16 protein-coding genes are annotated in these 13,991 nt (G+C 69.1%); 7 read left to right on the top strand and 9 right to left on the bottom strand.

The window, feature by feature from the left end:
* Positions 1-1,213, top strand: a 1,213-nt coding sequence (locus ACRDP3_RS27530) for an APC family permease (protein ID WP_431519731.1), incomplete at its 5' end; no start/stop codon positions are given.
* Positions 1,214-1,371: 158 nt separating this feature from the next.
* Here the strand turns inward: ACRDP3_RS27530 and ACRDP3_RS27525 are convergent.
* The 3 genes from ACRDP3_RS27525 to ACRDP3_RS27515 form a co-directional block, all read right to left on the bottom strand.
* Positions 1,372-1,635, bottom strand: a complete 264-nt coding sequence (locus ACRDP3_RS27525) for a type II toxin-antitoxin system RelE family toxin (protein WP_431519730.1) — start codon at positions 1,633-1,635, stop codon at positions 1,372-1,374.
* Positions 1,628-1,894 (bottom strand): type II toxin-antitoxin system Phd/YefM family antitoxin, encoded by a 267-nt coding sequence (locus tag ACRDP3_RS27520; protein ID WP_431519729.1) that lies wholly within the window; start codon positions 1,892-1,894, stop codon positions 1,628-1,630. The genes ACRDP3_RS27525 and ACRDP3_RS27520 overlap by 8 nt, the downstream gene beginning before the upstream one ends.
* A 61-nt stretch (positions 1,895-1,955) precedes the next feature.
* Entirely contained in the window at positions 1,956-3,215 is a 1,260-nt protein-coding gene (locus ACRDP3_RS27515; protein WP_431519728.1) for an ROK family protein, read from the bottom strand.
* Positions 3,216-3,326: 111 nt separating this feature from the next.
* Between ACRDP3_RS27515 and ACRDP3_RS27510 the strand changes: the two genes are divergently transcribed.
* The 4 genes from ACRDP3_RS27510 (at position 3,327) to ACRDP3_RS27495 (ending at position 8,358) form a co-directional block, all read left to right on the top strand.
* Positions 3,327-4,634 (top strand): extracellular solute-binding protein, encoded by a 1,308-nt coding sequence (locus ACRDP3_RS27510; protein ID WP_431519727.1) that lies wholly within the window; start codon positions 3,327-3,329, stop codon positions 4,632-4,634.
* A gap of 4 nt (positions 4,635-4,638) precedes the next feature.
* Positions 4,639-5,622, top strand: coding sequence for a carbohydrate ABC transporter permease (locus ACRDP3_RS27505; protein ID WP_431519726.1), 984 nt, complete (start codon positions 4,639-4,641; stop codon positions 5,620-5,622).
* Entirely contained in the window at positions 5,619-6,512 is an 894-nt protein-coding gene (locus ACRDP3_RS27500) for a carbohydrate ABC transporter permease (RefSeq protein ID WP_431519725.1), read from the top strand. The genes ACRDP3_RS27505 and ACRDP3_RS27500 overlap by 4 nt, the downstream gene beginning before the upstream one ends.
* A gap of 70 nt (positions 6,513-6,582) precedes the next feature.
* Positions 6,583-8,358 (top strand): glycoside hydrolase family 13 protein, encoded by a 1,776-nt coding sequence (locus tag ACRDP3_RS27495; RefSeq protein WP_431519724.1) that lies wholly within the window; start codon positions 6,583-6,585, stop codon positions 8,356-8,358.
* An 18-nt stretch (positions 8,359-8,376) separates the two neighbouring features.
* On the opposite strand, the gene ACRDP3_RS27490 is transcribed toward ACRDP3_RS27495, so the two are convergent.
* The 6 genes from ACRDP3_RS27490 to ACRDP3_RS27465 all read right to left on the bottom strand — a co-directional run bounded on the left by ACRDP3_RS27490 (position 8,377) and on the right by ACRDP3_RS27465 (position 11,894).
* The gene (locus ACRDP3_RS27490) at positions 8,377-9,105 is read right to left on the bottom strand and encodes a hypothetical protein (protein WP_431519723.1); all 729 of its coding nucleotides are present in this window, start codon (positions 9,103-9,105) and stop codon (positions 8,377-8,379) included.
* A gap of 187 nt (positions 9,106-9,292) precedes the next feature.
* Positions 9,293-9,694, bottom strand: a complete 402-nt coding sequence (locus tag ACRDP3_RS27485) for a hypothetical protein (protein WP_431519722.1) — start codon at positions 9,692-9,694, stop codon at positions 9,293-9,295.
* Between the two features lie 112 nt (positions 9,695-9,806).
* Positions 9,807-10,619, bottom strand: a complete 813-nt coding sequence (locus ACRDP3_RS27480) for a maleylpyruvate isomerase N-terminal domain-containing protein (protein ID WP_431519721.1) — start codon at positions 10,617-10,619, stop codon at positions 9,807-9,809.
* 42 nt (positions 10,620-10,661) lie between these two features.
* Complete coding sequence (locus ACRDP3_RS27475) at positions 10,662-10,922, bottom strand: DUF397 domain-containing protein (RefSeq protein ID WP_431519720.1); 261 nt, start codon at positions 10,920-10,922, stop codon at positions 10,662-10,664.
* The gene (locus tag ACRDP3_RS27470) at positions 10,919-11,563 is read right to left on the bottom strand and encodes an O-methyltransferase (protein ID WP_431519719.1); all 645 of its coding nucleotides are present in this window, start codon (positions 11,561-11,563) and stop codon (positions 10,919-10,921) included. The genes ACRDP3_RS27475 and ACRDP3_RS27470 overlap by 4 nt, the downstream gene beginning before the upstream one ends.
* Positions 11,564-11,585: 22 nt before the next feature.
* The gene (locus tag ACRDP3_RS27465; RefSeq protein WP_431519718.1) at positions 11,586-11,894 is read right to left on the bottom strand and encodes a hypothetical protein; all 309 of its coding nucleotides are present in this window, start codon (positions 11,892-11,894) and stop codon (positions 11,586-11,588) included.
* Positions 11,895-12,149: 255 nt separating this feature from the next.
* Between ACRDP3_RS27465 and ACRDP3_RS27460 the strand changes: the two genes are divergently transcribed.
* Both ACRDP3_RS27460 and ACRDP3_RS27455 read left to right on the top strand, forming a co-directional pair.
* The gene (locus tag ACRDP3_RS27460; RefSeq protein WP_431519732.1) at positions 12,150-13,070 is read left to right on the top strand and encodes an NlpC/P60 family protein; all 921 of its coding nucleotides are present in this window, start codon (positions 12,150-12,152) and stop codon (positions 13,068-13,070) included.
* Between the two features lie 221 nt (positions 13,071-13,291).
* Positions 13,292-13,991, top strand: a 700-nt coding sequence (locus ACRDP3_RS27455; protein ID WP_431519717.1) for a phosphatase PAP2 family protein, incomplete at its 3' end; no start/stop codon positions are given.

Below are 13,991 nucleotides of genomic sequence, written 5' to 3'. Positions count from 1 at the left end.
CGGCGTCTTCGATGCGGTCGTGATCGGGCTCGGATCCATGCTCGGCGCGGGTGTCTTCGTGGCCTTCGCGCCGGCCACGAGGGCCGCCGGTGGCACCGGAATGCTGATCGCTCTGGCGTTGGCGGCGCTGGTGGCCTGTTGCAACGCACTCTCGTCGGCACGCCTCGCGGCCCTGTACCCCGAGTCCGGCGGCACCTACGTCTACGGTCGCGAGCGGCTCGGCGACACGGCCGGGTTCCTCGCCGGCTGGGCGTTCGTCACGGGCAAGACGGCGAGCTGTGCGGCGATGGCGCTGGCGATCGGCGCCTACGCGTGGCCGTCACAGGCGCGGTGGGTGGCGGTCGCGGCCGTGGTGGCGTTGACAGCCGTGAACCTCGGCGGCATCACTAAGACGGCCCGGCTGACGCGGGTCCTCGTCGCGGTGACGCTCACCGTCCTGGCCGTCGTGGTGGTGGTTGGCCTGAGCGGCGGGGACCTGTCGCTGGGAGACAGCGACGTGACCAGCCCGTACGGCGTGCTCCAGGGTGCCGGGCTCCTGTTCTTCGCGTTCGCCGGGTACGCGCGCATCGCCACCCTCGGCGAGGAGGTCCGCGAACCGGAACGCACCATCCCCCGCGCGATCCCGCTCGCCCTGGGCATCACCCTCGCGGTGTACGCGGCTGTCGCCCTCGCTGCCTTGGCGGTCCTCGGCCCGGACCGTCTCGCCGATGCCACGGCACCGCTGACCGAGGCGGTACGGGCGGCCGGGGCCCCCGAGTTGGCGCCCGTCGTGCGGGCGGGGGCGGCCCTCGCCGCCCTCGGTTCGCTGCTCGCCCTGATCCTCGGCGTCTCCCGTACGACCTTGGCCATGGCCCGAGATCGCCACCTGCCCCATGCTCTGGCCGCCGTCCACCACCGCTTCGGCGTTCCGCATCGCGCCGAGCTCCTCGTCGGTGCGGTCGTCGCCGTGCTCGCCGGCACGGTGGATGTGCGCGGGGCGATCGGGTTCTCCTCGTTCGCCGTCCTGGCGTACTACGCCGTGGCCAACAGCGCCGCCTGGACGCTCGGCCTCGATGAGGGACGCCCGCCCCGACTGGTGCCCGTCGTCGGCCTGGCCGGCTGCGTCGTCCTGGCCTTCGCCCTGCCGCTGGTCTCGGTCGTCTTCGGGACGGCGGTTCTCGGACTCGGCGCGGCGGCGTACGCGGTCCGCCGGGCGGCGGCCCGCGCCGGCTGACGACGGGGTCGGCTATTGAGTGGATCAGTTCGTGACGCGGCGAGGGGCCGCATTGACTGAAGGTGCCTTCACCGCTCAGGGAGAATGAGCGCATGGAGCTTCATGGGGACAAGGTCGTGCTGCGTCCGAAGTCTTCGTCTGGCACAGGTCGCAATGACCTACGCGTCGTAGACGGTTGACCGGTGTCCGACATGGACGACCCATACGGTCAGCTCGCCGTTGTCGATCGTGTAAATCACCCGGTAGTCACCGACCCGGAGCCTACGGCGCTCCGGCTGTGAAACGAGCGCTGTCGTTTTGAAGCCAAGGGGGTCGCTTTCCAGCTCTGCCAGCTTGGTCAGGATGCGGAGGGCTGCTTCGCGGGGAATCTTGCGAAGCTCGGCTTGAGCCTCAGGGCGGAAGACCGTGCGGTAGTCACTCACCGCGCGCCAGGGTTTCCTTCATGACGTCCTCGATGGGTACGCCCGCCGCGCGGTTCGCCATGCGCTCATCGACGATGCGATTGATCTCCTGCTCCTCCAACTGCTGGTACTTACGCAGTAGATCTATCGAGACGACGGCGGCCACCTCCCGCCCGCGTCGCGTGATCACCGTCGGCTGATCATCGCGATCAGCCCGCTCGACCACGTCGGCCAAATGCGCGCGAACGTCGCGGATGGACTCTATGGGCATCTGTGTCATAGATTCAAAGGTACCAGGTGTGTCATGTGTACACACCTTCTCCTGGGTAACGGGTCAGCGGTCAGCCCTCGCCGCGGGCTCCGTGGACGTCCTGGAAGAGTTCCAGTGCGGCGTGGTCCAACGCCCGGCGCACGGCGCCGGTCACCACGACGTGGTCGCCGAGAGCCGAGTTCTTGATCTCCGGTGGGTTCGGGACCAGCTCACCGACAGCGCGCCGGAGTGGTTCGAGGAGAACGTCGCCGGCCTGGGCGACCGCGCCGCCGATGACGACGAGATCAGGGTTCAGCAAGGTGTGCAGCAGGGCGATGACGCGGCCGATCCTGGCCGTCACTTCGTCCACGACGGCGACCGCCAAGGGGTCGCCGCGCCTCGCGGCCGCGAAGACGAGCTCGGCGCTGATCTGCTCGGGGTCGCCGTCGACGGCGTCCGCGAGTGACGCGGCGCGGTCGGGTGCCGGTGCCTTCACGGGAGGCTTCGCGACCCCGGTAGCGACCGCCTCCGCGCCGAGGGTACGGGCGAGCAGGGCGATGCCGTCCGTGTTTCCGACCCCGTCGACCATGCTGAGGAACCCCAGCTCTCCCGCGGCGCCGTGACCGCCCTGGATCGGCCGGCCGCCGAGAAACAGCCCCGATCCGAGCCGTTCACCGGCCAGCAGCTCGACGACGTTGTCCATGCCCTGGGCACAGCCGCGCCAGCGCTCGGCGAGCACAGCGAGGTTCGCGTCGTTCTCGACCAGGACCGGCGCGTCGAATCCGTCGCCGACGACCTCCCGTAGATCGATCTTGGCGAGCCCGGGCAGGTACTTCTCCTCGGCGACGACATGGCCGCTGTCGTCCACGGGACCCGGTACGGCCAAGGCGATGGCGAGCACGGCGGACTTCTCCAGCCCGGCGTCCTCGAGCGTGGCTTCGATCGTGCGCTGCGTCTGGTTGAGCCTGGCCCGGGCTCCGATGTTCCTGCCCCGGAAGCTGTGGGTGTGCTCCGCGAGTGAGTCACCCCTCAGGTCGGCGACGACGGTGGTCACCTTGTTCTGGCCGAGGTCGATGCCGAGCACGAACCCCGCCCTGGCGTTGAACTCGTACTGGCGCGCACGGCGGCCCGGGCCGGAACCACGCTCGGGGGGGCGGTGCTCGATCTCATCGATCCAGCCCCTGCTGATCAGGTGATCGCAGACCGTGTGCACCGTCGGCCGTGACAGTCCGGTGACCGCCATGAGCTCGGTGCCGGTGGCCGGGCCGGTGGCTCGCAGCGCGTCCAGAACGGCGCCGGCGTTGAGGCGGCGCAGCAGCGTCGACGTCGCCGTCGACTCCCGATTGTTCACTGTCTCCCCCTTGACTCCGTGTGGATCTCGAAGCATGCTCCAGAAAAGTCTTTAATAAACGTCGCTCATCAATCTACCCCGCAGGTCTCGCCGACTCGAGGAGAACGACTCATGAAACGAACGCGTGCACTGACGGTAGCCACCGCCCTGATACTCGGCGTGACCGCGTGCGGTACCGGCGGTGCGGGTGGTGGGCAGTCGAAGAAGGCTTCGGAGAAGCTGCCCCCGGGGCAGAAGGTGTCCGGCGAGATCACCTTCTGGCACGCGTACAGCGCGGGCGGGACCGAGGTGAAGCAGCTGGAGACGAAGGTCATCCCCGCCTTCGAGAAGGAGCACCCCGGCACGAAGGTGAAGCCGGTGACCGTGCAGTACGACAAGCTGCACCAGAAGCTGGTCACCGCGGCGGCCGGCGAGTCCCTGCCGGACGTCGTCCGCTCGGACGTCGTCTGGGTGCCCGAACTGGCCAAGCTCGGCGTGCTGGTCCCGCTCAGCGACGCGCTCCCGGACTTCAAGAAGCTGGGCGACCAGACCTACGACGGGGCGCTGGCGACCAACGCCTACAAGGGCAAGCACTACGGCCTGCCGCTGGACACCAACACGAAGGTGATGCTCTACAACGAGCAGGCGTTCAAGAAGGCCGGCGTCAAGAGCCCGCCCAAGACGTTCGACGACCTGCGTGCCGCCGCACCCAAGTTCGCCGCCCGCGACACCTTCGCCGTCGCGGAAGCCGACGCCGCCGGCTGGAACGTACTGCCCTACATCTGGTCCAACGGCGGCGAGATGACGAACAAGGAGATCACGAAGAGCGACGGCTACCTCAACGGGAAGAAGTCGGTCGAGGCCGTGCAGCTCCTGGCCGACCTGTACAAGGAGAAGGCCCTGCCGAAGCTCCTGTTCGGCAACAAGGGCGGCGCGGCCGGCGCCACTCCGGCACCCGAGGGACTGGCCAAGGGAAAGTACGGGCTCATCTACGACGGGCCGTGGACGTACGAGCCCATGGAGAAGCAGTTCCCGAAGTTCAAGATGCAGGGCGCCCCCTTCCCCAGCAGTGACGCCGGCAGCATCAGCGTGGTCGGCGGCGAGAACGTCGTCGTCACCTCGGGGTCGAAGAACAAGAAGCTCGCCGCGGAGTTCAGCCGGTTCATGCTCTCCCCGAAGGCGCAGATGCTGATGGCCGAGACCGGGCAGATCTCGGTGCTCAAGTCGCTGAGCGACGAGATGACCAAGCTCAAGCCCCACTACGGGACGTACATGAAGCAGCTGGAGACCGCGCGGGCCCGGCCCGCGACGCCGTCCTGGACGAAGATCGACGACATCCTGCGCAAGCAGGTCCAGGTGGCGATCCGCGGCGACGTCTCAGTGAAGAAGGCGCTCGACAAGGCCGTCGAGCAGATCGATCCGCTGCTGGCCAAGGACTGAACCAGTGGCGGCACCAACAGCACTGTGCGTGGACACACCACGCAAGGCCGGCCGGCTGCGCCGCGCCGTCCCGCGCGGCACACCGCCGCGCGGGACGGCGGGCGGGCGGACCGACCTCACGCCGTACGCGTTCCTGCTCCCCGGCTTCGCGCTCTTCTGCCTGATCGTGGTCTACCCGCTCGGCCGGGCGCTGCAGATCAGCTTCTACGACTGGGCCGTCGTGCCCACCCAGGTCAGCCAGTTCGTCGGCTTCGACAACTACCTGCGCGGGCTGCAGGACAGCCAGTTCTGGCTGAGCATGACCAACGTCGGCGTGTATCTGGTGGTCACCGTGCCCGGCCAGATCGTGATCGGGATGTTCCTGGCCGTCTTGCTGGACGCGCGGCTGCCCGCCCGCGGCCTGTTCCGGGTGCTGTTCTACATCCCGGTCATCACGAGCTGGGTGGTCGTGGCCCTGCTCTTCAAGTACCTGTTCACCACCGACGGCGGCGCCGTCAACTGGGTGCTGCACGACGTGCTGGGCCTGATCGACCACAACGTCCCCTGGCTGCAGGAGCGTTGGACGGGTCTGCTCGCCGTGTGCGTGCTCGGCGTCTGGAAGGGCGTCGGCTGGGCGATGGTCATCTTCCTCGCCGCCCTCACCGGCGTCCGTACCGAGCTCAAGGACGCCGCCGCCATCGACGGTGCCAACGCCTGGCAGCGGTTCATGAACGTGTCGCTGCCGGCGATCCGCAGAACGCTGCTCTTCGTGATCGTGATGCTGATCATCGGCGGCTTCAACGTCTTCATCTCGATCCTGCTGATGACCGACGGCGGACCGGCGGGAAGCACTGAAGTGCCGCTCACCTACATGTACAAGCAGGCCTTCGAGTTTCTCGACTTCGGTTACGCGTCCGCGCTGTCGTTTCTGCTCGCCATCGCGATCGCGGTCGTCTCCTTCGTCCAGTTCCACCTGTTCCGCGACGACGGCTCCGGAGCCCCGCGATGACCCTCTCACTGCGCGCACCGCGCTCATCCCGTCCACCGCGCCCCACCCGCCCTCGCGCGCACTCGCGCGAGCGGTTCTCCAAAGGGCTGCGCCTCGCGGTACTCGTGGTCGGCGCTCTCGTGCTGATCGCGCCGTTCCTCTACATGACCAGCACGTCGTTCAAGCCACACGCGTACCTGCTGGAGGTCCCGCCGCGGCTGATCCCCGAGGACCCGACGACCGGGAACTACTCGAAGGCCCTGAGCAGTAACAACTTCGGGCGCTACTTCCTGAACTCGACGTACGTCGCCGCCTCCACCACGTTCGTCATACTGGTGCTGTCATCGACGATGGCGTACGCGTTCGCCCGGTTCCACTTCCCCGGCAAGCGCACCCTGTTCGGCGTTCTGCTCGCCGGGCTGATGATCCCGGGCATCATCACGATCGTCCCGCAGTTCATCCTCGCGTCGAACCTCGGCCTGCTGAACTCGCTGAACGGACTGGTGCTGTTCTACTCCGGCAGCGCCGTCGCCTTCATCACCTTCCTGCTCCGCGCGTTCTTCGAGCGGGTGCCGCAGGCACTGGACGACGCGATGACGATCGACGGCGCGGGGCCGCTGCGCAAGTTCGTCCGCCTCTACCTGCCGATGGTGCGCCCAGCCCTGGCCACGGCGGCGATCTTCGCCTTCCTCGGCGCGTGGGACGAGTTCATCTGGGCCCTGACCGTCATCGACGACCCGGATAAGCGCACGCTGCCCATCGCGATCGCCGCGTTGCAGGGGCAGCACTCCACCCAGTGGGGGATGGTCTTCGCGGCGTCCGTGATCGCGATCGTCCCCGTCCTCGCCGTCTACGTCATCGGCCAGCGGCAGTTCATCGCCGGCATCGCCTCCGGGGCCGTGAAGGACTGACTCCGGCGCCCCCGCCCCGCCCCGCCCCGCCGACCGATACGTACGTACGACTGACTGAAAGAGCACGACTGTGACGACGAGCCTCACCACCACCCTTGCCGACGACCGGGATGACACCACCGCCGACCGGGACTGGTGGAAGTCCGCGGTGGTCTACCAGATCTACCCGCGCAGCTTCGCGGACAGCGACGGTGACGGCATCGGCGACCTCCGCGGCATCATCGGCCGGCTCGACTACCTCGCCCAGCTGGGCGTCGACGTGCTGTGGCTGTCCCCGGTCTACCGGTCGCCGCAGGACGACAACGGCTACGACATCAGCGACTACCAGGACATCGACCCGAGCTTCGGCACGCTCGCCGACTTCGACGAGCTGCTGGCCGGCGTGCACCAGCGCGGCATGAAGCTGGTGATGGACCTCGTGGTCAACCACACCTCGGACCAGCACCCGTGGTTCACCGAATCCCGGTCCTCACCCGACAACCCGAAGCGCGACTGGTACTGGTGGCGGCCGGCACGGGAGGGCATGGACCCGGGCGTTCCCGGGGCCGAGCCGAACAACTGGCGGTCGATCTTCTCCGGGCCCACCTGGCGGTTCGACGAAGCCACCGGTGAGTACTACCTGCATCTCTTCGCGCATACGCAGCCCGACCTCAACTGGGAGAACCCCGAGGTCCGCGAAGCCATCTACACGATGATGCGGTGGTGGCTCGACCGCGGCGTCGACGGCTTCCGGATGGACGTCATCAACATGATCTCGAAGGACCCAGCGCTGCCGGACGGCGTCGTCGACGACGGCGGCACGTACGGCGACGGGGGGCCGTTCTTCCTGTGCGGGCCCCGCATCCACGACTACCTGCAGGAAATGCACCGCGAAGTCTTCGCCGGCCGTGACCGCCCCATCCTCACCGTGGGTGAGATGCCGGGCGTGACCCTCGAGGAAGCCCGGCTCTACACCGACCCGGAGCGCCGCGAACTCGACATGGTGTTCCAGTTCGAGCACGTCGGCCTCGACCACGGGACGAGCAAGTGGGACTCCCGTGAGCTGCGGCTCCGCGACCTCAAGGCGTCGCTGGGGCGCTGGCAGGAGGGCCTGGCCGAGACGGGCTGGAACAGCCTCTACTGGAACAACCACGACCAGCCGCGGATCGTGTCCCGGTTCGGCGACGACGGCGACCACCGGATCCGGTCGGCCGCGATGCTGGCCACCGTGCTCCACCTGCACCGCGGCACGCCGTACATCTACCAGGGTGAGGAGCTGGGCATGACCAACGCGCCGCTCCTCGCCATCGACGACTTCCGCGACATCGAGTCCGTGAACCATCACGCCGAGGCGGTCGCCGCCGGTGCCGAGTCGGCCGACGTGGTGGCCGCGATGCGGCCGATGGCCCGCGACAACTCCCGTACACCCATGCACTGGGACGCCTCGCCGAACGCGGGCTTCACCGACGGAACCCCCTGGATCGCGGTCAACCCGAACCACGCTGAGATCAACGCCGCGGCCCAGCTGGAGGACCCGGCGTCGGTCTTCCACCACTACCGGCGGCTCATCGAGCTGCGCCACAGCGAACCGGCCGTCGCGCACGGCGACTTCACCATGCTGCTCCCGGACGACGACCGGGTGTACGCGTTCACCCGGCGGCTGGGTGACACCACGCTGCTCGTGCTCGCCAACTTCACCGATAGCCCGGTCGTCGTCACCGAGCCGACCGACGCGGCCGAGGGGGCCGACTGGGCCGGGTGGTCCGATAGCGAAGTGCTCCTCAGCAACGTCGGCACGGACTCGGGCCGCATCGGCGAACTCGCACCCTGGGAGGCGACCGTCTACCGACGGGTCGCCACCGGGTGATGCCTGGCCCCGGGTGCCTCACCTGGCGTCCGGGGCCGCCCTGTCGACGCGTCGCAGTATCTGCTCGCTCAGCTGCCAGCGGTCGCTGTCGCTCCGGAAGCGCCACCCCCGTTGGGACCTGATGACCTCTGCCAGCCGCCGCAGCTGTGCTGGGTCGAGGTCGCCGATCATCCCTTCTGTGAGCACCATCGCGTGGTACTGCTCGAACGCGCTGCGCGAGTCCTCGATGGCCGCGAGCGCGGCGTCGAAGTTCCGCAGCTCCTGTCTGGCCTGCATCATGGCGAGCGCGGTGATGCGTTCCTCATCGCTTCCCTCCCGCAGCCAGCGCACGACTTCGGCCGGCTCGAATGACTGCTCCGCCGAGATGCGGCGCGCTCGGGCCACCACTTCGGTCATCGCGCGGGTGCGTTCCGGACCCGCGCGCATCGAGCCGCGCACCGAGCGGTAGTCGGCCGCGATAGGGCCTGCGGCGTCAAGCAGAGCCTGGGCCTCTGTACGCAATCGGTTGGCCGTGTCAGTGTCCCCGCGCCGCTCCGACTCCTCCGCCAGCGCGAACCTTTCCGCCGCCGCCGCCCGCAGCTTGAGCTTGGCGCCACCGAACTCGAGGCTCTCTATGCGATCACCGAGCAGTGCGAGAACCAGCAACACACCGCCGAAGATGAGCAGCACACCCGTGCCCGTGCCGTTCTCGGTCACGAACACCGCGAGCACACCTGTCCCGAAGGACCCGGCGCCGAAAAGGCCCATGAGTGTGCGCACGGTGGGCGTGAACGGAGATGACGTGGGACGCGGTTCCACCGGGGCTCGATTCTGTAGCGGTGCGAGGTCTCGCCGAGAGTAGCGGTCGAGTATCCCGAAGTCACCGCCGTTCAGACGCGGTTCGCGGTCAGGCGCGGTCAGGCGCTGTCCGGCCGCCGTCGCGCCGTCGCCCGGCTCACAGCGGCAGCCAGCCCGGCCACCAGGGCGGTACGTTGTCCGGCGCGCACACGGGGGCCGGGTAACCGGCCGGTGCGTGCTTCCACGCCATGAACGCCCACAGCAGGAGCAGTGAGCCGAGCAGCGCGCAGCCGGCGGCGGCCGTCATGCTCCGGCGCCCGGCGGTGGCGAACACCACCGCCCACACGGCTGTCGCCACGAGCCACAGGGGAATGAAGGCGAGGGCAAGACCCAGTGAGTTCGCGGCCCCGCTCGTACCGATGTCGCAGGAGTTCCAGGCACGGCCGACCAGCGTCACGCCCACGATGCCCGTCAGCAGCCCGCCGACCGGTGCGAACACGCACCCGGCCAGCCACTGTCCGCGGGTTGACGAAGCGCGGGGGCGTGCAGGGCTGTTCACGCTTTGGACCGTATCCCGTTGGGGCTCTCCAGCCACGTCCGCGCCTTTCCCGCACCCCCGCTGGGGAGGCGCGCGGGAACGGCGCTGACTCGTACCGCGGTCGGTCGAACTGTCAGTCGAAGCTGACCCGCTTCAGCCAGAAGTCCAGCAGCTCCGCGTCGCCAAGGACTTCGACCCGGTCGCTGATGGGCGGGAGGCGGCGGAAGAAGACCCGCATCACGTCGGCCATCGGGCCGCGCAGGGCGACGTCCGCCTTCTCGTGGGCCCGCCGGCAGCTGATGCCGTCCTCCGCGAGGGTGATCAGCCACTCCGCGTCGGTGTCGGTGGCGTGCAGGTGGAGGGTGCTGCCGGCGCGCTCACGGAGTGTACGCAGTGAGGGGTTGTGCTCTGCCGCCAGGGGACTGGCGACGATCTCCAGCCACTCGTCGACACAGTCGGCGGCCACCTCCGGGTCGACCTCGAACTCGATCTCCGCCGTGGCGGCCGCGTCCGCGCGGTGCACCACCGCCTCGTTGGCCCGGCGCCGCGCCCAGAAGCCCGCCCGCTGATCCGTGAACCACGTCCACACCCGCTCGTCCTCGCCGGCCGCCCGCAGCTCGTCGACGAGCTGCTGCGCACCCTCGGCCAGCCAGACGTCGAGCGCCTGGGTGTCCGCGTCCGCCTCGACGTCCGTGCCGACCTGCCGGGCGGGGCCGTGGAGGTCGGCGACCACCTCTTCGGGAAGCATCTCCGTGGCCCGGCGCCGGACGGTCTCGGCAGTCCAGAGGTTGCCCACGCCCAGGTGGACGGCGAGCTGGCGGAGCGTCCATTCGGGGCAGGTCGGCACCTGGGTGGGGAGCGTGGCTTCCTGCAGGGTTTCCCGGAACAGCCGGGTCTGCTCGATAATCTCATCGCAATAGCGGTCAAACGCGAAGGTCTTCGGCATGAGACGCAGCCTAGCGAGGGGGACTGACGGAGCCGGGTCCGTTCAGCGCGCGTCGCCGTCGGTGTCTGCCACGAAGTGATCGAACTCGTTGTTCCGTACGCCCAGTACGAACGCGTCCCACTTCGCCTGCGTCGTGGTGACGACGTGGCCCGGGTCGTCACTCTGCCGGATGTGGACGAGGTCGCCCGCTCCCGCCGCGACCTCGATGCACGGGGCCTCCGGGTCCGGGTCGTCCGTCGCCCGTACCCACGTCAGCTCGTCGCCGGCCTCGTCGCCGGCCCCCGCGCCCGCCCCGGACGTCACCGCTTGCGCACCAGCGTGACGCCGTCCCGCAGCGGCAGCATGACCGACTGGACGCGGTCGTCCGCCGTGATGGTGTCGTTGACCTGCCGGATGGCCTTGTCCGCGTCGTCCTGCGCCGCCGGGTCCACGACGCGGCCCCCGCGCAGCACGTTGTCCAGGACGATCAGGCCGCCCTGCCGCATCCGCGGGACCAGTTCCTCGTAGTACGCCGGATAGCCGGTCTTGTCGGCGTCGATGAACGCGAAGTCGATGGCCCGGTCCGTCGGCAGGCCCCGCAGGGTCTCCGCCGCCGGGGCGATGCGCAGGTCGATCCGCTCGGTGAGCGCCGCCCGCTCCCAGTACCGGCGGGCGATGGCCGTCCACTCCTCGGACACGTCGCACGCCAGCAGCCGGCCGTCCTGGTGCAGGCCGCGGGCGATGCAGATCGAGGAGTAGCCGGTGAAGACGCCGATCTCCACCGCGAGCTTGGCGTCGGTGAGCCGCACGAGCATCGTGAGGAACTCGCCCTCGTCGTGCGACACCTGCATCGTCGTCCCCGGCACCACCCGGTGCGTCTCCTCGACGAGGTCGCGGAGGATGCCGTCGGCGGGTGTGGCGTGCGCCAGCAGGTAGTCGTTGAGGGCCGGATTCACGATGTCCATGCAGTACTCCGGTGCCGCACGGCTATACGGCCATGCCGTAGACGATGGTGAAGAGGGTGCCGAGCGAGCCGATGATGAAGACACCGGTCAGGCCCGCCACGATCAGGCCCTTGCCCTGCTCGGCGCTGAAGGTGTCGCGCAGAGCCGTGGCACCGATGCGCTGCTTCGCCGCGCCCCAGATGGCGATGCCCAGGCAGATCAGGATGGCGACGGCCATCACCACCTCGACCATGATCCGCGCCTCGCTGCCGAGCGATCCGAACGGACCCCAGTCGGGTGCGATCCCGCCGATGATGGTGGTGATGTCGCCCTTGTCGGCCGCCAGAAACATCGTGAACTCACCGCCCCATGTCGGAGATTGGAGATGGAGTTGAGGATGGAGATGGAGATGCTGATGCAGATCGGGTGTGGATGCCGTCGCGTGCGTCAGCGGCACGCCTTCCTGGATTCTGTCATGAGTACGGTGGCATGGGCAGCGAACCACGCGCGGATGGGGGATGGTTGAGTGGTGCGCGTGCGTGGTGCTGGGCGTCGGAAGGTGTGGCTGCTGGGCGTCGGCGGCGGCTTAGGGCTGTTCGCCGCGTTCATGGCGCTGCTCGTCGTCGGTACCTACATGGCGGCGGCGAGCATGGGTGGTGCGGGCGGGCGCGCCGTCGGCCTGGCCAAGGGCGCCGTCCCGGCGGCGTACCAGGAACTGGTGCAGAAGTGGGGCATGTTGTGCCCGGCGCTGAGTCCCGCGCTGCTGGCCGCGCAGCTCTACCAGGAGAGCGGCTGGCGCCCGGACGCGCGGAGCAGCGCGCAGGCGCAGGGCATCGCCCAGTTCATCCCGGGTACGTGGGCGGCGCACGGCCTCGACGGTGACGGCGACGGCGACCGTGACGTGTGGGACCCGGAGGACGCGATCCCCTCGGCGGCGAGCTACGACTGCAAGCTGGCGTCGTACGTGAAGGACGCGCCCGGCGACCGTACGGACAACATGCTGGCCGCCTACAACGCCGGCAGCTACGCCGTGATCAAGTACGCAGGTGTGCCGCCCTACCGGGAGACGAAGAACTATGTGGCGACCATCCGGAAGATGGAGCAGAGCTTCGCCTCCACCAAGGGCCGCGTCGATCCGTCGAAGCAGGCCGCGGGTGCCATCTACTACGCGCAGAAGAAGCTGGGCACCCCGTATCTGTGGGGCGGGAACGGCACGGCGGCCGACGGCGGGCGGTTCGACTGCTCGGGGCTGACCCTGGCCGCGTACGAGAGCGTGGGCGTCAAGCTGCCCCGGGTGGCCAACGACCAGTGGAACACCGGCCCGCACCCGAAGCGGGACGAGCTGCTGCCGGGAGACCTGGTCTTCTTCGGTACGGACCTCGGCGATCCCCGCTCGATCGACCACGTGGGCATCTACGTCGGCGGCGGCCACATGATCGACGCCCCGTACACCGGTGCGAAGATTCGCTTCGACCCCATCGATTCGCCGAACTACTTCGGGGCGACGCGTCCGACCGGCGACGGGTGACAGGTGTGTAATCATTGCTCAACGCTGTGTGACAAGGGGCCCCTGAACTGCGACGACGGATCACTCTTCGGTAACGTCCGGGTGATCTTTCGGTAAGAGAGGAACGCCCGGCGCGCCGGGTGGCGTTCTCTTGACGGACCGGATTCCGCTTCCACGACCACGGGGGTCGGCAGCGCGGCAGACGAACGACGAGCAGAGCAGAGTGAAAGGGCAGCAGCGCGATGGCTGAGGCTGTGTGGGACAACCCGGATGTCGGTCTGCTCTACGAGCTCAACGGCCTTGCCACAGCCGCTCCGACCTGGTTCGACCGGACCATGGAGTACGTCGGTGAGTACGGCACCGTCCTCGCGCTGGTGCTGCTGGTCGGGCTCGGCTGGTGGCGGGTCGCGCGCCGCCGTACGACCCGCGAGGACGCTGTCACGGGCGTGGTGGGACTGCTGTGGGCGCCGCTGGCGGCGGCGATCGCGCTGCTGGTGAACATCCCGATCAGGGGCTTCGTCGAGCGGCCACGGCCCTTCGTGGATCACAAGGGGCTGGAGGTCCTGGTCGGCGGCAAGCGCGACTTCTCGTTCGTGAGCGACCACGCCACGCTGGCCATGGCGCTGGCCGTGGGGATCTTCATCGTGCACCGCAGGTACGGGCTGGTGGCCATCGCGCTGGCGGTCCTGGCGGGGTTCTGCCGCGTCTACATGGGCGTGCACTACCCGACCGACGTCATCGGCGGACTCGCGCTCGGCACAGCAGTCGCGTTGCTGCTGGCTCCGGCCGCCGTCTGGCTGCTGACCCCCGTCGTCCGCGCGGTCGCGGGCACCCCGCGGGTGGGCACGCTGGTGTGGGCGGGGGCCGAGGGCGGGGCCGGGTCCGCGCAGGCCGCGGACGGCGCGGCGGCACCGGAGGAGCAGGCACAGGACGGGCCTACGC

This window comes from Streptomyces sp. (assembly GCF_050698815.1).
In the GTDB taxonomy this organism is placed as follows: domain Bacteria; phylum Actinomycetota; class Actinomycetes; order Streptomycetales; family Streptomycetaceae; genus Streptomyces.
Note: the sequence above shows the minus strand (reverse complement) of the source record. Positions and strands in the feature narration are given on the sequence as shown.